The sequence below is a fragment of the Dyella sp. genome, from assembly GCF_035508675.1.
Taxonomy (GTDB): domain Bacteria; phylum Pseudomonadota; class Gammaproteobacteria; order Xanthomonadales; family Rhodanobacteraceae; genus Dyella_B.
Genome location: NZ_DATJMN010000320.1, coordinates 20,097 through 38,377, shown reverse-complemented (window position 1 = coordinate 38,377; position 18,281 = coordinate 20,097). Strand labels below are relative to the sequence as shown.

Annotated in this window: 17 protein-coding genes; 8 read left to right on the top strand and 9 right to left on the bottom strand. The window is 64.4% G+C overall.

The window, feature by feature from the left end; translation table 11 throughout:
• Window positions 1–140: 140 nt before the first annotated feature.
• The 3 genes from VMA74_RS17120 to VMA74_RS17110 all read right to left on the bottom strand — a co-directional run bounded on the left by VMA74_RS17120 (window position 141) and on the right by VMA74_RS17110 (window position 3,091).
• Entirely contained in the window at window positions 141–455 is a 315-nt protein-coding gene (locus VMA74_RS17120) for a hypothetical protein (RefSeq protein WP_325369147.1), read from the bottom strand.
• Window positions 456–476: 21 nt separating this feature from the next.
• Window positions 477–1,602, bottom strand: a protein-coding gene (gene prfB, locus VMA74_RS17115) for a peptide chain release factor 2 (protein WP_325369146.1) whose coding sequence is annotated in 2 segments (ribosomal slippage) — window positions 477–1,529 and window positions 1,531–1,602 — 1,125 coding nt in all. Because the reading frame shifts where the segments join, the coding sequence is not laid out codon by codon here.
• Between the two features lie 409 nt (window positions 1,603–2,011).
• A complete protein-coding gene (locus VMA74_RS17110) occupies window positions 2,012–3,091 on the bottom strand; it encodes a zinc-binding alcohol dehydrogenase family protein (RefSeq protein WP_325369145.1) in 1,080 nt (359 codons plus the stop codon).
• A 104-nt stretch (window positions 3,092–3,195) separates the two neighbouring features.
• Here VMA74_RS17110 and VMA74_RS17105 point away from each other — a divergent pair, with 104 nt between their 5' ends.
• On the top strand, window positions 3,196–3,984 hold the full coding sequence (locus VMA74_RS17105; protein WP_325369144.1) for a helix-turn-helix transcriptional regulator: 789 nt from the start codon (window positions 3,196–3,198) through the stop codon (window positions 3,982–3,984).
• A gap of 142 nt (window positions 3,985–4,126) precedes the next feature.
• On the opposite strand, the gene asnB is transcribed toward VMA74_RS17105, so the two are convergent.
• From asnB to VMA74_RS17075, 6 genes are all read right to left on the bottom strand, one after another.
• Window positions 4,127–5,797: an asparagine synthase B gene (asnB, locus tag VMA74_RS17100; RefSeq protein WP_325369143.1), complete on the bottom strand. Its 1,671-nt coding sequence runs from the start codon at window positions 5,795–5,797 to the stop codon at window positions 4,127–4,129.
• Between the two features lie 116 nt (window positions 5,798–5,913).
• The gene (locus VMA74_RS17095) at window positions 5,914–6,042 is read right to left on the bottom strand and encodes a hypothetical protein (RefSeq protein ID WP_325369142.1); all 129 of its coding nucleotides are present in this window, start codon (window positions 6,040–6,042) and stop codon (window positions 5,914–5,916) included.
• A gap of 83 nt (window positions 6,043–6,125) precedes the next feature.
• Window positions 6,126–6,491 (bottom strand): STAS/SEC14 domain-containing protein, encoded by a 366-nt coding sequence (locus tag VMA74_RS17090; protein WP_325369141.1) that lies wholly within the window; start codon window positions 6,489–6,491, stop codon window positions 6,126–6,128.
• 371 nt (window positions 6,492–6,862) lie between these two features.
• Window positions 6,863–8,581 (bottom strand): single-stranded-DNA-specific exonuclease RecJ, encoded by a 1,719-nt coding sequence (gene recJ, locus VMA74_RS17085; RefSeq protein ID WP_325369140.1) that lies wholly within the window; start codon window positions 8,579–8,581, stop codon window positions 6,863–6,865.
• Window positions 8,581–9,495, bottom strand: coding sequence for a phosphoglycerate mutase (locus VMA74_RS17080; protein WP_325369139.1), 915 nt, complete (start codon window positions 9,493–9,495; stop codon window positions 8,581–8,583). The genes recJ and VMA74_RS17080 overlap by 1 nt, the downstream gene beginning before the upstream one ends.
• Before the next feature lie 3 nt (window positions 9,496–9,498).
• Window positions 9,499–11,391, bottom strand: coding sequence for an ABC-F family ATP-binding cassette domain-containing protein (locus VMA74_RS17075; protein ID WP_325369138.1), 1,893 nt, complete (start codon window positions 11,389–11,391; stop codon window positions 9,499–9,501).
• 144 nt (window positions 11,392–11,535) lie between these two features.
• Here VMA74_RS17075 and VMA74_RS17070 point away from each other — a divergent pair, with 144 nt between their 5' ends.
• The 7 genes from VMA74_RS17070 to VMA74_RS17040 all read left to right on the top strand — a co-directional run bounded on the left by VMA74_RS17070 (window position 11,536) and on the right by VMA74_RS17040 (window position 18,156).
• A complete protein-coding gene (locus VMA74_RS17070) occupies window positions 11,536–11,880 on the top strand; it encodes a hypothetical protein (RefSeq protein WP_325369136.1) in 345 nt (114 codons plus the stop codon).
• Between the two features lie 101 nt (window positions 11,881–11,981).
• Window positions 11,982–13,019 carry an agmatine deiminase family protein gene (locus VMA74_RS17065; RefSeq protein ID WP_325369134.1) on the top strand — a complete coding sequence of 346 codons (1,038 nt, stop codon included), beginning with the start codon at window positions 11,982–11,984 and terminating at the stop codon, window positions 13,017–13,019.
• A 13-nt stretch (window positions 13,020–13,032) separates the two neighbouring features.
• Window positions 13,033–13,785: a helix-turn-helix transcriptional regulator gene (locus VMA74_RS17060; RefSeq protein ID WP_325369132.1), complete on the top strand. Its 753-nt coding sequence runs from the start codon at window positions 13,033–13,035 to the stop codon at window positions 13,783–13,785.
• 136 nt (window positions 13,786–13,921) lie between these two features.
• Window positions 13,922–15,268 carry a dicarboxylate/amino acid:cation symporter gene (locus VMA74_RS17055; protein WP_325369130.1) on the top strand — a complete coding sequence of 449 codons (1,347 nt, stop codon included), beginning with the start codon at window positions 13,922–13,924 and terminating at the stop codon, window positions 15,266–15,268.
• Window positions 15,269–15,341: 73 nt separating this feature from the next.
• On the top strand, window positions 15,342–15,869 hold the full coding sequence (locus VMA74_RS17050; RefSeq protein ID WP_325369128.1) for a YbhB/YbcL family Raf kinase inhibitor-like protein: 528 nt from the start codon (window positions 15,342–15,344) through the stop codon (window positions 15,867–15,869).
• A 74-nt stretch (window positions 15,870–15,943) separates the two neighbouring features.
• Window positions 15,944–16,834, top strand: coding sequence for a carbon-nitrogen hydrolase (locus VMA74_RS17045; RefSeq protein ID WP_325369126.1), 891 nt, complete (start codon window positions 15,944–15,946; stop codon window positions 16,832–16,834).
• 89 nt (window positions 16,835–16,923) lie between these two features.
• Entirely contained in the window at window positions 16,924–18,156 is a 1,233-nt protein-coding gene (locus tag VMA74_RS17040) for a TraB/GumN family protein (RefSeq protein WP_325369124.1), read from the top strand.
• The last annotated feature ends 125 nt before the right edge of the window (window positions 18,157–18,281 follow it).

Here is an 18,281-nt window from a genome sequence, read left to right as displayed (position 1 = left end):
GCCATCGTGTTGCACGACGTCGCGCACCTGTCGCAACAGCTCATCATTGATTTCAAGCGTGGTCTTCATATGGTTACCCAGCTTTTCGATATGGCTTGCCATATTCTAGAGCTGGATACCCTCTGGAGCAATCCAGGCTATCAATCATCTTTGCCGAACACATGCTTGACCGCATGCTTGGTGGCATCCCAGCCTTCGCGCGTGCCGTGCGCCACGCCGTGGCCCACTTCCTTGGCGCCGTGTCCAATGCCGTGGCCCGCTTCTTTCGCGCCATGGCCGATGGTTCTGGCGACGTGCGCGGTCGCATGTCCGACATCGCGCGCGCCGTTGCCGATGGCGTGGCCGGCGTTTTTGGCATCCTGCTTCACGCCTTGCTCGGCAGCGTTCGCAGCATGGTTGAAAAGCGCGAAGCTGGCGCATGCAAACAACACTGCGTACACCGTTTTAGCGTTCATGCGGTGGCTCCTCGACGGCTATCAGGCATCGACGCGCTTGGCGCCCGCGTCCAGTCCGGCTTTCAGGCTTGCCTCGATGAAATCGTCGAGATCGCCATCGAGCACCTTCTGCGTATCGGTGCGTTCCACGCCGGTGCGCAGGTCCTTGATGCGGCTCTGGTCCAGCACGTAGTTGCGGATCTGGCTGCCCCAGCCGATGTCGGACTTGGTCGCTTCCAGCGCGTCCTTTTCGGCGTTGCGCTTCTGGATTTCCAGTTCGTACAACTTGGCGGCCAGCATTTTCATGGCGCGGTCGCGGTTGGCGTGCTGGCTGCGCTCGGTCTGGCAGGCCACCACCACGCCGGTAGGCACGTGGGTGATACGCACCGCCGATTCGGTTTTGTTGACGTGCTGGCCGCCGGCACCGGAGGAGCGGTATACGTCGGTTTTCAGATCAGCCGGGTTGATCTCGATGTCGATGTCGTCGTCGACTTCCGGCGACACGAACACCGAGGTGAAGCTGGTGTGACGGCGATTGTCGGAGTCGAATGGGCTCTTGCGCACCAGGCGATGCACGCCGATTTCGGTTTTCAGCCAGCCGTAGGCGTAATCGCCTTCCACGCGGAAGGTGGCGGACTTGATGCCGGCCACGTCGCCGGCGCTGACTTCCATCAGCTCGGTTTTCCAGCCGCGCGATTCGCACCAGCGCAGGTACATGCGCAGCAGCATTTCGGCCCAGTCCTGCGCCTCGGTGCCACCGGCGCCGGCCTGCACGTCGACGAAGGCGTTCATGGCGTCCATCTTGCCGGAGAACATGCGCTGGAATTCCAGCTTGCTGACCTCGGCGTCGAGCTTGCCGACGTCGGTCTGCACGGATTGCACGGTGGCTTCGTCGCCGTCGGCGGCGGCCATTTCCAGCAGTTCGCCGGCATCGGCCAGGCCGGAGGTGATGCGGTCGATGCCGCTGACGATGGTATCGAGGCGGGCGCGTTCGCGGCCCAGTTCCTGCGCGCGCGGCGGATCGTCCCACACGTTGGGATTTTCCAGTTCGCGGCTTACTTCTTCCAGGCGCTCACGCTTGGCGTCGTAGTCAATGATACCCCCTAAGCGACTCGATACGGGCCGTGAGGTCCGCGATCTGCGCAAGGATCGGATTGGTTTCGATCATGGTGGTTGAACCCTGGAGGGATGGCGCCCGATGGGCGCGAGATAAACGGTAATGCTAGCAAACCGGGTGCGCAGGCGCCTAGCTGAGGGCTGAAGGCACGCATGCACGGTACTGGCATTCCCTCTCCCAGGAGCCGAGCTGCGAACTTACGGAAAGCTCCATGTGCTTTTTGATTCGTCGCCCTGGCGAAGGCCCTATCTCTTGGTCACATTTTTTTGCTCGCTATCGATGCGGGATAACCCATCAATGCGGTAGGCCAGTCCCTTCTCCCCCATCTTTGATCAATAACGGGGGAGAGGGAGCTATTTCCGGCGGACCTGACATTGCACGCAAGAAATGTGACCAAGAGACAGGGCGAAGGCCGGGGGCGACGGTTCTCAGAGGGTCCAACTCCCTCCCTCACATGAACTCAGCCGTTTAGCTTCACCACCGTGCAATCCAATCCACGCATGCGCGCGGCGGCGTCCATCGCTTGCGGCAGCTCTTCCAACGCATACTGCTGCAGGCGCACGGCCTCCAGATCGAGCAAACCCGCACGTACCAGCCTTATCAACCGTCGGCTGTCTTCGGCGCTGTACATGAAATGGCCGATCACCTCCCACTGGTTGATCAGCATTTGCCCGTAATCCAGTGGCAGCGGCACGCTCATGCTGCCCATCAGCACCAGCCGGCCGCGGCGACGCAATGCGCCCAGGGCGCTAAGCGTGGAGTTGGCGTCGCACGCACGCCCCACCATATCGAACGCCATGTGCGCGCCACCGTCGGTGGCTTCGCGCAATGCCGCCGTGTCATGCTCGATGCTTCCGCCAAGGGCGACGGGGCGAACGCGTTTATCCATGGCGGCGAGGGTCTGCAATGCAGACACGTCGCGTGCCGTTGCCACCACGCGTTCGGCCCCCATCGCCAGTGCAAGCAATACGGCGGCAGCGCCGAAGTAACCGCTGGCGCCATTGACGATCACCGTTTCGCCGGCCGCAAGGCGGCCACGACGCAGGCCGCCGAACGGCACGATGAACTTGCCGAGCGAGGCAAGCCGTTCCCAGGCGATATGCGTCAAGCCTTCAAGGCTTACCGGTACCGTGGCCGGCACAGCGGCGAACTCGCTCAAACTGCCGTCCGGCCAATCGTTCAACAAGCCGGTGCTCTGCGGACCGGTGCCAGTCAGGCCGGAGAGCACTTCGACCGGGTCGTCCACGTTCTCGGTCGACATCACGTACGGGTGCACCAGCACGGCCTGCCCCGGCTTGTAGTGATGCACCCCTTCGCCCACCGCCTCGACGACGCCGACACCATTGGTGCCGATGACGAAAGGTTGCTCGGGATACTGATAATGACGAGCCAGGCTGCCGCGCACGTAATCGCCCAGGTAGCTGAGCAGCGGTACCGCGCGCATGCGCACCACCACGGCGCCGCGGCGCGCCACGGGCCGTGCCTGTTCCACCAGCGCCAGCGGCGGTGTTTCACCCGGAGAAAACTGCCATGCTTTCATGAGAACCCTCGTTGTCGTGTTGCGATGCGCCTAACTATGGCAAGCTCGCAAAAGCTCATTAAGCGCACGCGTTATCCTGGTATTGGCAACAACAGGCTGCGGCTATGGCGACCCTTCCCTCACTTTCCCCGCGAGAACTGCTGGCCAGCTTCCTGCGCGAACGACGCGCGCGCCTGCAGCCACAGGACGTGGGGCTGCCCCCCGGCGTACGACGTCGCACGCGCGGGCTGCGGCGCGAGGAAGTGGCACAGATCGCCGGTATCGGGCTGACCTGGTACACCTGGCTGGAGCAGGCGCGCGACATCCGCGTCTCCAGCGCGTTTCTCGACAATCTCGCCAAGGCGCTGCGGCTGGATCAGGCCGAGCGCGAATATTTGTTCACCCTGGCCCAGGAAAAAACGGGGCCACCCAAACCGCAGGCTACACCCGCCCTGCAGCGCATGCTGGACGGCATGGCGCAGCCCGCCTATCTGGTGGATACCCACTGGGACGTGGTGGCGTGGAACGCCGCCACGATTCATCTGCTTACCGATTTTGGCGCGATGCTCCCGGAACAGCGCAACACCATGTTGTACGTGTTCCTGGATCCACACTGCAGGCAGACCTTGCTGAACTGGGAACACCACGCACGCGTTGCCATCGCCATGTTCCGTTTCGACATTGCGGGTGCGGGCGATGACGCGCGCTTTGCGGCATTGACCGATGAGCTGTTGCGCGGAAGCCGCGAGTTCGCGCAATGGTGGCCGCAGCAAGACGTGAAAACGCGCGAACATGGCACCAAGCGTTATCACCAGGAAGATGGCAGCATCGCCTGCTACGAGCACACGGCGTTTGCGGTGGAAGGCACGCCAGGGTTGCGGATGGTGATGTATACGCGGGTGGAAGAAGGCTAACGGTGTTCGCGCCGTCGGGCGCCAAGCGCAGGTTGGGGCGCAAGCCCCAACTGCGCCATGCATGCCTATGCTGGGATTCGGCTACGCCTCGTCCCAGCCTAGATGGCATCCCAGTCTAGGTCGCTTGAAGTCGCCGGCAGGTTTACGGCGTTGTCTCCAGTGCATTGGCATGCACGCCGCGCACCGCGCGGCCGGAAGGGTCGGCCATTGCCGCAAACGCCGGGTCCCAGGCCAGTGCGGCCGGCGAGGAACACGCGATCGACTTGCCGCCGGGCACCGTCGCTGCGCAGGCTTCGCCGGGGAAGAATTTCTCGAAGATGCGGCGATACAGGTATGCCTCTTTGGTGGCCGGCGTGTTGAAGGGATAGCGTGACGCGGCAGCAGCAAATTCGCGGTCGCTGACCGCCTGCTCGGCGTGCGCTTTCAGGCCATCGATCCAGCCGTAGCCGACGCCATCGCTGAACTGTTCTTTCTGCCGCCACAGGATCGATTCCGGCAGCGCACCGGCGAACGCTTCGCGCAACACGGCTTTTTCGATGCGGCCGTTGCCGGCCATCTTGTGCGTAGCATCCATGCTCATCGCCGCCTCCATGAACTCCAGATCGAGGAACGGTACGCGTGCCTCCACGCCCCAGGCCATCATCGACTTGTTCGCGCGCAGGCAGTCGTAGCTGTGCAGCGCATCGAGCTTGCGCACGGTTTCTTCGTGGAAGGCTTCGGGCGAAGGCGCTTTGTGGAAATACAGGTAGCCACCGAAGATTTCATCGGAGCCTTCGCCGGACAGCACCATCTTCACGCCCATCGCCTTGATGCGGCGTGCGAGCAGGTACATCGGCGTGGAGGCGCGAATGGTGGTGACGTCGTAGGTTTCGATGTGGCGGATCACTTCCGGCAGCGCATCCAGGCCTTCCCAGAAGTTGTAGACGAAACCGTGGTGCACGGTGCCGAGCGCGTCGGCGACGATTTTTGCGGCGGCCAGGTCGGGCGATCCTTCCAGGCCGATGGCGAAGGAATGCAGGCGCGGCCACCAGGCTTCGCTGCGGTCGTCGTCTTCCACGCGTTCGCGCGCGAAACGCGCGGCACAGGCGGCGACCAGCGAGGAATCCAGGCCACCGGAGAGGAGTACGCCGTACGGCACGTCCGTCATCAGCTGGCGATGCACCGCCTGCTCGAATGCCTTGCGCAATTCACCCGGGCCGTGGCCTTTGGTGGCTTCGTAATCGCGCCAGGGGCGCTGGTAGTAACGCTTGAGCTCGCCGGTGCTGCTGTCGTAGACGTGGCCCGGCGGGAACGGCGCCACGTCGGCGCAGACACCCACCAATGCCTTCATTTCCGAGGCCACGCACAGCCGGCCCTGCGCATCGTGGCCCCAATACAGCGGACACACGCCGATCGGGTCGCGTGCAATCAGGTAGCGCTTGGCATCGCCATCCCACAGGGCGAACGCAAAAATGCCGTTGAGCTGGGTAAGGAAATCCGTGCCATGTTCGCGGTAGAGCGCGTTGATCACTTCGCAGTCAGAGCCGGTGGTGAAGTCGTAGCGGCTGTGTGCGCGCAGCTCGCGATGGTTGTAGATTTCGCCGTTCACCGCCAGCGCCAGGTGGCCGTCGCGCGAGCGCAATGGCTGTGCGCCGCTGGCCGGATCGACGATGGCCAGGCGCTCGTGCACCAGGATCGCGCCGGCATCCACGAACACCCCGCTCCAATCCGGCCCGCGGTGGCGCTGTCGTTGCGACAGCTCCAGGGCTAGCTGGCGTAACGCAGCCAGGTCGTCGCCCGGCTGAAGATCGAACATTCCGAAGATGGCGCACATGATGGATTTCCTTGTTGGCTCGCTGGTTGGGTGAAACGCTGAAAACAACATGCTGGAAAAACAAAAGGGCCCGCACTTGGCGGGCCCTTTTGCGTGTGTCTGTTTGCTGCTCTCGTCTACACGCCGGCCCGTCCGCGGTTGCGGTTATTGTTATTGGCGTTGTTATTCAGGACCGTTGCAGCCGTGGCAACACGCGCCGACAGGGCGCGGGTTTTGACGAAGTGGCTGGCGAGGTAGGCAGGCATGGGCTTGACTTCAACACAAGTCCGCAGCGCACGCAACGGTTACAAGCGTTACCGATGCCATCGGCGCCGGCTTGGGTGCACCCTCAGTGGGAAGACACCCAACGAATGGCGTCATCCAGTTCGGCATCCGCAAACAACTTGAAATGCGTGGGCATGGCGAAGCCGAACATGCTGGACATCACCCGTATCCAGCCCACGTCGGTGACCAGCGCGGTGCGTTCCCAGCCGCTGATGTGGCGAAAGCCGAGCTTGACGTCGTCCCACATCGCGCCGGGCGCGAAGCCGGTGAAATCGTCGCCGATGTGGATCACCAGGCGCAGCTTGCGATTCAACGCGAAGGCCGCTTCGATGTCCGGCACCATGACGCTTTCGTAGTCCTGCGCGGTAACCAGTCCGCGCATGCGAAAGCCCAGGATGCCTGCCGGAAGAGAAGGGAGTTGCTCGATCATGACCGATGCTCCTTGGTGCTTTGTCCGAGAATGCTATCCAAGCGCGATTTGCAGCGAGGTACAAGTGCAGCGGCGTGAAATTGCGGATAACGCTAGGCCCAATGGCACTAACTTAAGCGTGTATCTCGACGCTTGCAGTGATGTGCCCCCTCCCCTGCGCCAGTTGGGGTGGGTTGGGGTGGGGTGCGAGCGCAGCGAGTGGCAAGAGCCCGACGTTGCCGCATTGCTGCTTGTTATCAGAAGTCATAGCGACATTCGGCTGCACGCTAAAGCCCAAGCAACCCCACCCCAGCCCTCCCCTACTGTCGCAGGGGAGGGAGCAAATCGCGGCAGGCCATGGAGCAATGACGCTTAAGTCAGTGCCATTATCCCTAGGCCGGTTCCATATAGCGCAGCAGCAGCCGCGGCGATTCCCTGCCCTGCCAATCATTGATGGTGAGTTCGTACGCCGCGCGCATCACTGCCGGCGGCGGCTTGCCGTCATAAGCGTTGAACATCACGGCATCGTGGACGGCGTCATCGCGCGGATCGCGCAGGCTCAAGCGCAGATGCCGTTCGCCCATCGGCCGCCAGCTGAAGCATTCGAAGCGGTTTTCGAACACGGGTTCGGGAAAGGCCTGCCCCCACGGGCCGGCGTAGCGCAGCATGCGCGCCATGTCCAGGGTGAACAGGCCGGCCGGCATTTCGCCGTCGGTGTAGAGCACGGCCTGCAGTTGCTCCTCGCTCAGCCACTCGCGCGCGACGGCATCGAACGCCTCGGCAAAACGCGGGTAGTGCTGGGTTTCCAGACTGAGCCCCGCCGCCATGGCGTGACCGCCGAAGCGTTCGATCAAGCCGGGGTGGCGTGCATCGACCACCGCCAAGGCATCGCGGATATGAAAGCCGGCGATGGAGCGTGCCGAGCCACGCAGGTGATCGGGATCGTCCTCACCGGCCGGCGCGAAGGCGATCACCGGGCGATGCAGGCGCTCCTTCAGCTTGGAGGCGACCAGCCCCACTACACCGGCATGCCAGCTTGGCTCGAACAGCGTGACGCCCACCGTCTGCGTATCCACGTGGGCGGCGCCGGCCACCATCACTTCGGCTTCGGCCACCATGGCGGCTTGCAGATCACGGCGCTCCTGGTTGATGGAGCTCAGCAGCTCGGCGTAGCGGCGCGCTTGGACAGCGTCGTCGGTGAGCAGGCATTCCACGCCCAGGCGCATGTCTTCCAGGCGGCCGGCCGCGTTCAAGCGCGGACCGATGGCGTATGCGAAATCGCTGGCGCACAGCGACACCACGCTGCGCTGGCTGGCTTCGATCAAGGCCAGGATGCCAGCGCAACCGCGACCGCTGCGCAGGCGTTTCATGCCGGCCTCGACCAGCACGCGGTTGTTGTAATCCAGCGGCACCAGGTCGGCCACCGTGCCCAGCGCGACCAGATCGAGCAGCACGGATAAGTCAGGCTCCGGTTTCGTCGCAAACCAATCTTGCTCGCGCAAATGCGCACGCAAGGCCAGCAGCACGTAGAACATCACACCCACGCCGGCCAGCGCCTTGCTGGGAAAACCGTCGCCCTGCACGTTGGGATTGACGATGGCGTCCGCGGCTGGCAGGTGATCGCCGGGCAAATGGTGGTCGGTGACGATCACGCGCATGCCGCGCGCGCGTGCCGCTGCCACGCCCGCCAGGCTGGCGATGCCGTTGTCGACGGTGACGATCAGCTGCGCATGTGCAGGTAACGAGGCCACCAGTTCGGGCGTGAGGCCATAGCCATGCACGAAACGGTTCGGCACCACGTAATCCACGCGCTGCGCACCGAGCATGCGCAAGCCACGCACGGCCACCGCCGCGCCGGTGGCGCCATCGCAATCGTAGTCGCCGGCAATCACGATGGAGGTATCGCTGCGGATTGCATCGGCCAGCAATGCCACCGCCTGCTGCATGCCGCTCAAATGCTGCGGCGATAGAAGACGGGTCAAGCGATGCTCGGCCTGTTCGGGGCCGAGCACGCCGCGTGCAGCATAGATACGCTGCAGCACCGGATGCACGGCTTGCCCCCAGCCCGCCGGTTCACCCAGCAGCGGGCGCCGCTTCAAGACCTGGCGCATTACGACACGCTCCGCCGCCAGACGCGCAGGCGATGCCAAGGACGGTGCAGCCAGCGCTCGCCGCTGGCGCAGGTAAACAGCACTCGCTCACGCTTGCATAGTTGCTGCAAGCTGGGCCACCACTCCGTAGCGATCGCATCGGCTGGCTGATCCTGCAGGTCAATCAGCCAGCCGGCGCTGGCCGCATCCAGGCGCCTGCGGGGCTGCACGGGAATGCCGGCGCGTTTGGCCAGCGCCAACAGCAGCAGGTCTTCGCCGATCACGCCGCGCAATGCCGTATCGATGCGCGCCGGCAATGCGCCACCGCCCCAGAACCACAGGCTGTTGACCGGCGGCAGGCCGCGTTCGCGGCGCTGCGCGTTGAGGGGATGTTGATGCAGCAGCACCTGCGCTTCATTGAACAGCACGCGCCAGCGGCGCGCTTGCTCACCTTGCGGCAGATGTTCGTAGAGATCTTCGCCGAGCGCGGTTTCCGGCGCGGGGAAATCGGGCACTGCGTGCGCCGCCGGCAAGCGCAGATGCCAGCGTTGCGGCGAAGAGACATGCAGTTGCATGCCTTCCTCGGCGAACACGGCGTGCAAGGGCTCGGCCAATGCCTCTGCTTCGTCCATGCTCAACGGCAACTGGCCACAGGCCATCAATCGCGCGCCGGTCAGGTCCGGTTGCACCCAGGCGGGATCGGCGCTGAGCCAGTACGTGTCGCCAGCATCGCCCACCAGGTAGTCGCGGGTGAGCGCGGCCGCGGGCATGCCGCCCGCGCAGGAAAAATAAGCTGACAGGCCGCCGAGATAACCCACCGCGCCGTCGGCAAGACGATCGGCGCGCTGCAACTGCATGCGCAAGGGATGCAAGCGATCGAAACGCGGCCAGGCCGGCAACCAGCATTCCACGGTTCGCGGCACGGTATCGGTCATGGCTCAGGCTTCGAGCAGTTCGTACAACTCGAGCCACTCGGCTTCGAGGGTTTCCTTCTCTTTGCGCAATTCTGCCTGGCGCTGGCCGAGCTTCATCAGTTCGGCGGTGGGGCCGTTGTAGGTGGCCGGATCGGCGAGTTTCTGTTCCAGCTTGGTGAGCTCTTCGTCGATGGCAGCGACGCGCGTTTCGATCTTCTTGACGCGTTGGCGCGAGGCTTTTTCGCTTTCGCGCTGCGCGGCAGCGGCGCGGCGGCGATCGGCGGCGGATTCCACGGGCTTGGCTTCTTCCCCTGTTTTGCGGGGAGCCGCGCCGCGTGCACGCAGCCAGCGGGCGTAATCTTCCAGGTCGCCGTCGAAGGCTTCGACTTTGTGATCGGCCACGCGCCAGAAGCTGTCGCAGACCATGCCCAGCAGATGGCGATCGTGTGAGACCAGCACCAGCGCGCCGTCGAAATCGGCCAGCGCATCGGCCAGGGCTTCGCGCATGTCCAGATCGAGATGGTTGGTCGGTTCGTCGAGCAGCAGCAGATTGGGTTTGTCCCAGGCGATCAGCGCCAGTGCCAGGCGTGCGCGCTCGCCGCCGGAGAAACCGTCGACCGATTCGAACGCGCGATCGCCGGCGAAATTCCAGCCGCCGAGAAAATCGCGCAACACTTGCGCACCGACGCCGGGCGCTTTGTCCTGCAGATGATCGAACGGGCTGGCGCCTTCGTGCAGGCTTTCCACCGTGTGCTGGGCGAAGTAGCCGATCTTGAGATCCTTGTGCACCTTGCGCTCGCCCTGCAGCGCGGGCAGTTCGCCGACCAGGGTTTTCACCAACGTGGATTTGCCCGCGCCGTTGGGGCCGAGCAGGCCGACGCGTTCGCCGGCTTCCAAACGAAAGCGCACGTCGCGAAGAATGACGGCGGGCGGCGCGCCGGCGTCAGCGGCATAGCCGGCCTCCACCTCTTCCAGTTGCAGCATCGAATCGGGCAAGCGATCCGGCACCGCGAACTGGAAGCGGAACGCACGCTCCGCTCGCACCGCTTCGGTACCCGCCATCTTCTCCAGCCGCTTCACGCGCGATTGCGCCTGCTTGGCCTTGCTGGCCTTGGCCTTGAAGCGATCAATGAACGATTGCAGATGCGCGCGCTCGGCCTGTTCGCGCTCGTGGGCGATCTGCTGCAGGCGCAATTGCTCGGCGCGTTGCCGCTCGAAGGCGCTGTAGTTGCCGGCGTAGAGTTTGGCCCTGCCCTCGGTGAGGTGCAGGGTGTGGGTGATCACACCATCGAGGAATTCGCGGTCGTGCGAGATCACCAGCAAGGTGCCTTGATAGCGGCGCAGCCATTCTTCCAGCCACAGCACCGCATCCAGGTCCAAGTGGTTGGTGGGTTCGTCCAGCAGCAGTAGCTCCGATGGGGCCATCAGCGCGCGGGCCAGGTTCAGGCGCACGCGCCAGCCGCCGGAGAATTCGCAGACGGCTCGCTCATGCGTTTCCGGGCTGAAGCCCAGCCCGTGCAGCAGGCGGCCGGCGCGGGCGCGGGCATCGTAGCCATGCAGCTCTTCGATGCGGTGATGGGCGCGCGCCATCGCCTCGGTATCGCCGCGCGCCTGGGCATCGGCCTCGTCGCGGATGGCGGTGGCCAGTTCCACGTCGCCGCCCATCACGTAGTCGATGGCCGGGTCGGGCAAGGCTGGCGTCTCCTGCGCCACCGAGGCCAGGCGCAGCTTGGCCGGCAGGTCCAGTTCGCCCGCATCGGCCTCCAGTTGCCCCTGCAAGGCCGCGAACAGGCTGGACTTGCCGCAGCCGTTGCGCCCCACCACGCCCAGGCGCCAGCCGCTCTGGATGACAAGGTCGATATCGGACAGCAGCAAGCGGCTGCCGCGGCGCAGGGCGAAGTGGCGAAACGCAATCATGTGAGGTCTGGCTAAGCCGGGCGCAGCGCCCGAAGCCGCACATGATAACGGGTGTGGCCGTCACATCTGAGAGTTTTGCTCATAGCGGGACTTTCACGGTTCTGCTAAAACAGCGCGGCAACGCTTTGTGCGGAGAGGGGAATCATGTTCAAGCACCGTCATACCCTGCCCTTGCTGGCAGCCATGGCCCTCGGCGCCGGTCTGGCCGTAGCGCAGGCTGCCCATGCCCAGGAAACGCTGACCCAGCGCGTGCAGGAAGAAAAAACCATGCACCTGCCGGCGCGCGGCATGAGCATGGCGCAGGTGGAGAAGCAGTACGGCGCGCCGCTGCGCAAGCTTTCGCCGCGTGGTGGGGATTCGGCGCACCATCCGACCATCAATCGTTGGGAGTACTCGAATTTCATCGTGTACTTCGAAAAGAGCCATGTGATTCACGCGGTGCTGAATACGCCGGCGGGGAACAACCGGGATCCGGGCGCGGTGAACTAAGGATCGACTGCCTCGCGCAAGTCACAGCGGCATCGTAAACTTTCACACTTGCCTGCCTGGCTCATCGCCAGGCGATTCCCCTTAGCGCGAGTGTCGTCCCCATGACCGATTCCAACTTGCGCCTGCCGGCCGAATGGGAGCCGCAGGCCGCCGTGTTGATTGCCTGGCCGCATGCCGGTACCGATTGGGCCGAGCGGCTTGAACAAGTGGAATCCACCTATGTCGCGCTGGCCGCCGCCATCACGCGTTTCCAGCCACTGATCATCGTGGTGGCCGATGCCGCGCTGCACGCGCATGCCGCCGCAAAGTTGCAGGCTGCGCATGCTGATCTTTCGCACATCCGCTTCGTGGAGCTGCCGTACGACGACACCTGGTTGCGCGATTCGGGGCCCATCACCTTGCGCGGTGACGACCACCGTTTCCAGCTCACCGATTTCCGCTTCACCGGCTGGGGCGGCAAGTTCGGCGCGGAGCAGGATGATGCGTTGATCGCGGAACTGGTGCAGGCCGGCGTGTTCGGCTCAGCTACGCACAAGCGTATCGACTGGGCGCTGGAAGGCGGCGGTATCGAAAGCGATGGCGTCGGCACCGTGCTCACCACCTGGCGCTGCCTGGTGCAGCGTCACCCGGAACAATCGCGCGAAGCCATGAGCGCCATCCTGCGCGACAGCCTGCACGCCCAGCGCGTGCTGTGGTTGGATCACGGTTACCTGGAAGGCGATGACACCGACGCGCACATCGACACGCTGGCGCGCTTTGCGCCGGGCGACCGCATCGTCTACCAGGCTTGCGACGACACCGGCGACGTGCACCATGCCGAACTGCAGCGCATGGGCGAAGAACTGGCTGCGCTGCGCACGCCGGATGGCAAGCCCTATACCCTGTACCCGCTGCCCTGGGCCAAGCCGATCATCGACGAAGGCCGGCGCCTGGCCGCGTCTTACGCGAATTACCTGATCATCAACGGCGCGGTACTGGTTCCCGCCTATGGCGATGCTGCCGACGACGAAGCCGCGCGCATCATCGGCGCAGCGCATCCCGGCCGCACGGTGGTGCAGGTTCCCTGCCGCCCGCTGATCTGGCAAAACGGCAGCCTGCATTGCATCACCATGCAATTGCCGGCCGGCGTGGTGCGCTGATCGCCGACCGCCGATGAGCGTTGCGCTGCTGAACATCCATGCCAGGCGGCGGCAGCGCGTGGCGGCGGTGCCGTTCGGCGATTTCGTCGTTGCACGCATCCGCGCCGGCCAGAAACGGCTGGCCGATGGCACGCGGCGTGAAGCAGTGGACACCGGACACTATCTGATCGTTACGCCCGGCGTGCTGCTCAACGTGGAAAACCTGCCGGCCAGCGATGGCCCCTATCTTTCCACGTGCGTGGCGGTGTCCCGCGATCTGCTGCTGGAAAAGCACTGGACCTCAGACGCCACACCCACGGCCTGGGCGGTACTACCGCCCTCTCCCGCGCTGGACCAGGCGTTCGCGCACGCCGAATCAGGCCTGCAGCAGCCATTGCCGCAAGCGGTGCTGGTGCATCGCGTACGCGAGCTGCTGGAAGCGCTGGATCTCGGCGGCTTTCGCCCAGTAGCGATGCAACAACCCGCGCTGGCCGAACGCGTACGCATGCTGCTGGCTGCGGCACCGGACAAAGCGTGGCGCGCCGAAGACATTGCCGCCGCAATGGCGATGAGCGCAGCGACGCTGCGGCGCAAACTCGCAGCGGAAAACACCAGCTTCCGTGCGGTGCTGGAAGAAGTGCGCCTGGCCCGCGCACTCACCTTGATCCAGACCACCACGCAACCGCTCAAGCGCATCGCCGACGACTGCGGCTATCGCTCGCCGTCGCGTTTCGCCACGCGATTCCGCATACGCTTCGGCACGCTGCCTTCTGCATTGCGCGAGTGATGTGCGCTGACCGACATGCTGCCTGAAAAGTGCTAGGTTGGCCGTCGAGATGCTCTGATTAATTCAGCTTAGGCTGCTGAGATCTGTGGTGGATTGAATCAGAGCATCCTTCGGCTCGGGCAGAAGGACTCACCGCATGAGCACCGTTTCCACATCGCTGGCGACACGCATTCTCTGGGGCTTGATCATTGGCGTGGCGGCCGGCGTCGTCACCTTGGTGGCGGGGGAATTTTTCCCGCCTGCACTACGCGCAGCACAAGCCGTTTCCTCGGCCGTGCTCGATCCGTTCGGTCAGATTTTTCTGCGCCTGTTGTTCTTCGTGGTGATCCCGCTGGTGTTCTCCTCGCTCGCCTCCGGCGTGGCGCAACTGGGCCGGCTTGATCGGCTGGGCCCGCTGGCCTGGCGTACCTTCGCGCTGTTTGCCGCCAACATGCTGATCGGCGTTGCCCTCGCCTTGCTGATGATGAACCTGCTGCAGCCGGGTCATCACCTTGCCGCCAGCGCCAAGGATCTGCTTATGCAGGCATACGGCGGCCATGCGCAACAGGCGGTGGAGCGTTCGCAGGCACAACCGGGCATGAGCTTCGCGGCGCTGGTGGACATGTTCATGCCGCGCAACCTGCTGGGTGCATTCGTCGGCAACAACCGTGGGTCGCTGGGCGAGGTGCTGCCGCTGATCATGTTTGCACTGCTGGTGGGTGCCGCGGCCACGCAACTGGACGAGCCGAAGCGATTGAAACTGCAGGCCGCACTGGACCTGGTCAGCGATACGATGACAGCCATCGTCGGCTTTGCGCTGAAGCTTGCGCCCTACGCGGTTCCCGCCATGATCTACAGCGTGATCGTGAAGGTTGGGCCGGGCATCCTGCTTACGCTTTCGGTATTCGTAGTCGGTTGCACGGCGGCGCTGGCGCTGCAGTTGTTCGGCACCATGTCGGTATGGCTGCGCGTATTTACTTCCCGGTCGCCGCTGGCCTACTTCAAGCAAATACGGCCGCTGCTGGTGACGGCGTTTTCCACCAGCTCCAGCAGCGCGTCGCTGTCTGCGTCGCTGGCCATGGCGCGCGACGAATTGAAACTGGCGCCAAGCACATCCGGTTTCGTGCTGCCGCTGGGCGCCACCATGAACATGAGCGGCACCGCCTTGTTCGAAGGCTGCGTGGTGCTGTTCGTGGCGCAGACCTTCGGCGTGGAGCTTTCGCTCGGCCGGCAATGCGTGCTGATGCTGCTGGCGGTGCTCAGCGCGGTGGCGGTGGCTGGCATTCCCGGTGGCTCGTTGCCGCTGATCGCAGGCTTGCTCGCCACGTTCGGCGTACCGCCGGAAGGGATCGGCATTGTGCTGGGGGTCGACCGCATTCTCGACATGCTGCGTACGACGGTGAACGTGGGCAGCGATATCGTGTCTGCCACCGTGGTGGATGCGCGGGTACGCAAGAGTGCACCCGTTGGTGCTGAAGAACGCATGCGCGTTTCGGGCGATTGATTGCGCGTGGCGTGGCAGGCCGGCGGCCAGCGCGTACTTATGCTGGCGCCACCTTCATCGATGAGTGTCCGCCATGCTCCGCACGCTTGCCATCGTGTTTGCCCTCAGTGCCGCTGTTGCTCATGCGGGTGACTTTTCCCTGCAGGTCGATGCCACCGACGCCAGCGGCAACATCGCGCAGAAGTACATGCTCAATGGCTTCGGCTGCACCGGCAAGAACCTTGCACCCGCACTGCACTGGCAAGGTCCGCCATCGGGCACGCGCAGTTTCGCACTGACCGTGTACGACCCGGATGCACCGACCGGCAGCGGCTGGTGGCATTGGGTGGTGATCAACCTGCCCGCCTCCGCCCGCATGTTGCCGGAAGGCGGCGTCTTGCCCGCGGGCGCGCAAGGCGTGCACAACGATTTCGGCACCATCACCTGGGGCGGCCCCTGCCCGCCGGTGGGCGACCGGCCGCACCACTACGTGTTCACGGTGTACGCGCTGGACGTGCCGCAGCTGGATGTGCCCGCCAACGCCACCGCCGCACTGGCCGGGTTCATGCTGCACGGCCATGTGCTTGGCAAGGCGCAGCAGACGCTGCTGTACGGGCGATGATGCGCATCTGTCATCCCTCTCTCCTTTAAACTAGGCGTTTCTCGCCAACCCAGGCGACCAGGAAACGCCCTTCCATGACCCGCAAGACACTGAAGGTCGCGCTGCTGCAGGAGACGCACCGTGGCAGCCGCGACGCCAACCTCGACGCCATCGAAGCCGGCCTGCGCGAAGCCGCCGCGGCCGGCGCCGAACTCGTGTTGCTGCAGGAGCTGCATAACGGTCCGTACTTTTGCCAGCACGAATCGGTGCATGAGTTCGACGCTGCCGAAAGCATTCCCGGCCATAGCACCGCACGCATCGGCCAGCTGGCCGAAGCGCTGAAGCTGGTGGTGGTCGCCTCGCTGTTCGAGAAACGCGCCGCCGGGCTGTATCACAACACCGCGGTGGTGTTCGATCGTTCCGCGGCGATCGCCGGCAAGTATCGCAAAATGCATATTCCGGACGATCCGGCTTTCTACGAGAAGTTTTATTTCACACCGGGCGACCTGGGCTTTGAGCCGGTCGATACCTCGGTGGGCCGCCTCGGCGTGCTGGTGTGCTGGGACCAGTGGTATCCGGAGGCAGCGCGCCTGATGGCGCTGGCCGGCGCCGAGCTGCTGCTTTACCCGACCGCGATCGGCTGGGACCCCAACGACGCGCAAGACGAAAAGGATCGTCAGCGCGAAGCCTGGATCACCGTGCAGCGCGGCCATGCCGTAGCGAACGGCATCCCCTTGCTGGCGTGCAACCGCACCGGCTTCGAGCCCGATCCGGCCGGCGTGGGCGCAGGCATCCAGTTCTGGGGCAACAGCTTCGTGGCCGGACCGCAGGGGGAATTCCTGGCCCAGGCGGGCAGCGACAAGCGCGAACTGCTGACGGTGGACATCGACATGGCGCGCAGCGAGCACGTGCGGCGCATCTGGCCGTTCCTGCGCGACCGGCGGATCGATGCATACGGCGACCTGCTCAAGCGCTTTCGCGATTGATGGCCAAATCCTCAGCTTTTCAATGACAAGCTTGCACTGGGCACCTCAAGTCTCCATGCTGGGTGTCCCCTCCCATTCGCATCACCTGCATGAGCGTCCCCGAAACCCACCTCCCCGCCAAACCTGACCTCAGCGGCCAGCCCATCGAGCGCGTACAGCGCGACGGCGTGGAGTATGTGGTACTGGGCACGGCGCACGTGTCGCGCGCCAGCGTCGACGCGGTGAACGCGTTGCTGGCGAGCGAATCGTTCGATGCCATCGCGGTGGAATTGTGCGAGAGCCGCGCGCAGGGCATGCGCGATCCGGAAGCGTTCAAGCAGATGGATCTGTTCCGCGTGATCCGCGAGGGCAAGGCCGGCATGGTGGCGGCGAGCCTGGTGCTGTCCACTTTCCAGAAGCGCCTGGCCGACCAGTACGGCATCCAGCCCGGCGCCGAAATGAAGGCGGCGATGGATGGCGCCGCCGAACGCAACGTGCCGCTATGGCTGGTCGATCGCGAAGTAGGCACCACGCTCAAGCGCGCCTGGCACAGCGTAGGCTTCTGGCAGCGTTTCGGACTGCTCGGCGGCATGCTGGCCAGCGTGTTCGAACGCGAGACGATCGATGAGAAGGAAATCGAGAAACTCAAGCAAGGCGACATGCTGGAAAGCGCCTTCAGCGAATTCGCCAGCGAATCGGCACCGCTGTATCGCAGCCTGATCGCCGAACGCGATGCCTACATGGCAGCGCGTCTGCGCGAGGAAGCAGGGCGCTCGGTCACGGCAAACCCCTGCAAGGTGCTGGTGGTGATCGGCGCGGGTCATCTGAAAGGCCTGTGCGAGCATTTGCGCATCCAGCAGGCCGATCCGAGCGAGACCGTGGCGGAGCTGGCCAAGACGCCGCCCAAGGCGCAATGGCCGAAATGGCTGGCCCTCGTCCTGGTGCTGCTGATCTTTGCGGCCATCGGCTATGCCTTCCATCGCAATGCAGCCCTGGGGGCGCAGGCCCTGCGCGACTGGGTGTTGTTCACAGGCGGCCTCTCCGCGCTCGGCGCGCTGCTGGCGCGCGCGCATCCCTTGAGCATCCTTGCCGCATTCATCGCCGGACCGATCAAGCCGTTCCGCCCGGGCATTCCTTCCGGTGGCATCAGCGCCATGGTGGAAGCCTGGGTACGCCGCCCACGCGTGGCGGATTTCGAAAGCCTGCGCGACGACATCGTGCACTGGAGTGGCTGGTGGACCAACCGCGTGGCGCGCACGCTGCTCAATTTCTTTTTGGTATGCCTGGGCACCATCGTCGGCGAGTACGCCGCGGGCATCCATATTCTCAAGAGCCTGCTTTGATTTAAGGGCATACAACTTGATGCTCGCCACGATGCGCTCCCTCCCCTGCGGCAGCAGGGGAGGGAATGGTTTGTCGCGATGATCCAGATGCCCGCTTCGCTTGAGTGCCATTCACACAAGCCAAT

Coding starts and splice junctions, on each gene's coding strand:
- VMA74_RS17065 (WP_325369134.1), top strand. CDS start 11,982: ATGACCGATTCCAACTTGCGCCTGCCGGCCGAATGGGAGCCGCAGGCC.
- VMA74_RS17070 (WP_325369136.1), top strand. CDS start 11,536: ATGTTCAAGCACCGTCATACCCTGCCCTTGCTGGCAGCCATGGCCCTC.
- VMA74_RS17110 (WP_325369145.1), bottom strand. CDS start 3,091: ATGAAAGCATGGCAGTTTTCTCCGGGTGAAACACCGCCGCTGGCGCTG.
- VMA74_RS17060 (WP_325369132.1), top strand. CDS start 13,033: ATGAGCGTTGCGCTGCTGAACATCCATGCCAGGCGGCGGCAGCGCGTG.
- VMA74_RS17075 (WP_325369138.1), bottom strand. CDS start 11,391: ATGATTGCGTTTCGCCACTTCGCCCTGCGCCGCGGCAGCCGCTTGCTG.
- VMA74_RS17095 (WP_325369142.1), bottom strand. CDS start 6,042: ATGCCTGCCTACCTCGCCAGCCACTTCGTCAAAACCCGCGCCCTGTCG.
- VMA74_RS17040 (WP_325369124.1), top strand. CDS start 16,924: ATGAGCGTCCCCGAAACCCACCTCCCCGCCAAACCTGACCTCAGCGGC.
- VMA74_RS17120 (WP_325369147.1), bottom strand. CDS start 455: ATGAACGCTAAAACGGTGTACGCAGTGTTGTTTGCATGCGCCAGCTTC.
- VMA74_RS17090 (WP_325369141.1), bottom strand. CDS start 6,491: ATGATCGAGCAACTCCCTTCTCTTCCGGCAGGCATCCTGGGCTTTCGC.
- asnB (WP_325369143.1), bottom strand. CDS start 5,797: ATGTGCGCCATCTTCGGAATGTTCGATCTTCAGCCGGGCGACGACCTG.
- VMA74_RS17080 (WP_325369139.1), bottom strand. CDS start 9,495: ATGACCGATACCGTGCCGCGAACCGTGGAATGCTGGTTGCCGGCCTGG.
- VMA74_RS17055 (WP_325369130.1), top strand. CDS start 13,922: ATGAGCACCGTTTCCACATCGCTGGCGACACGCATTCTCTGGGGCTTG.
- VMA74_RS17105 (WP_325369144.1), top strand. CDS start 3,196: ATGGCGACCCTTCCCTCACTTTCCCCGCGAGAACTGCTGGCCAGCTTC.
- VMA74_RS17045 (WP_325369126.1), top strand. CDS start 15,944: ATGACCCGCAAGACACTGAAGGTCGCGCTGCTGCAGGAGACGCACCGT.
- VMA74_RS17050 (WP_325369128.1), top strand. CDS start 15,342: ATGCTCCGCACGCTTGCCATCGTGTTTGCCCTCAGTGCCGCTGTTGCT.
- recJ (WP_325369140.1), bottom strand. CDS start 8,581: ATGCGCCAGGTCTTGAAGCGGCGCCCGCTGCTGGGTGAACCGGCGGGC.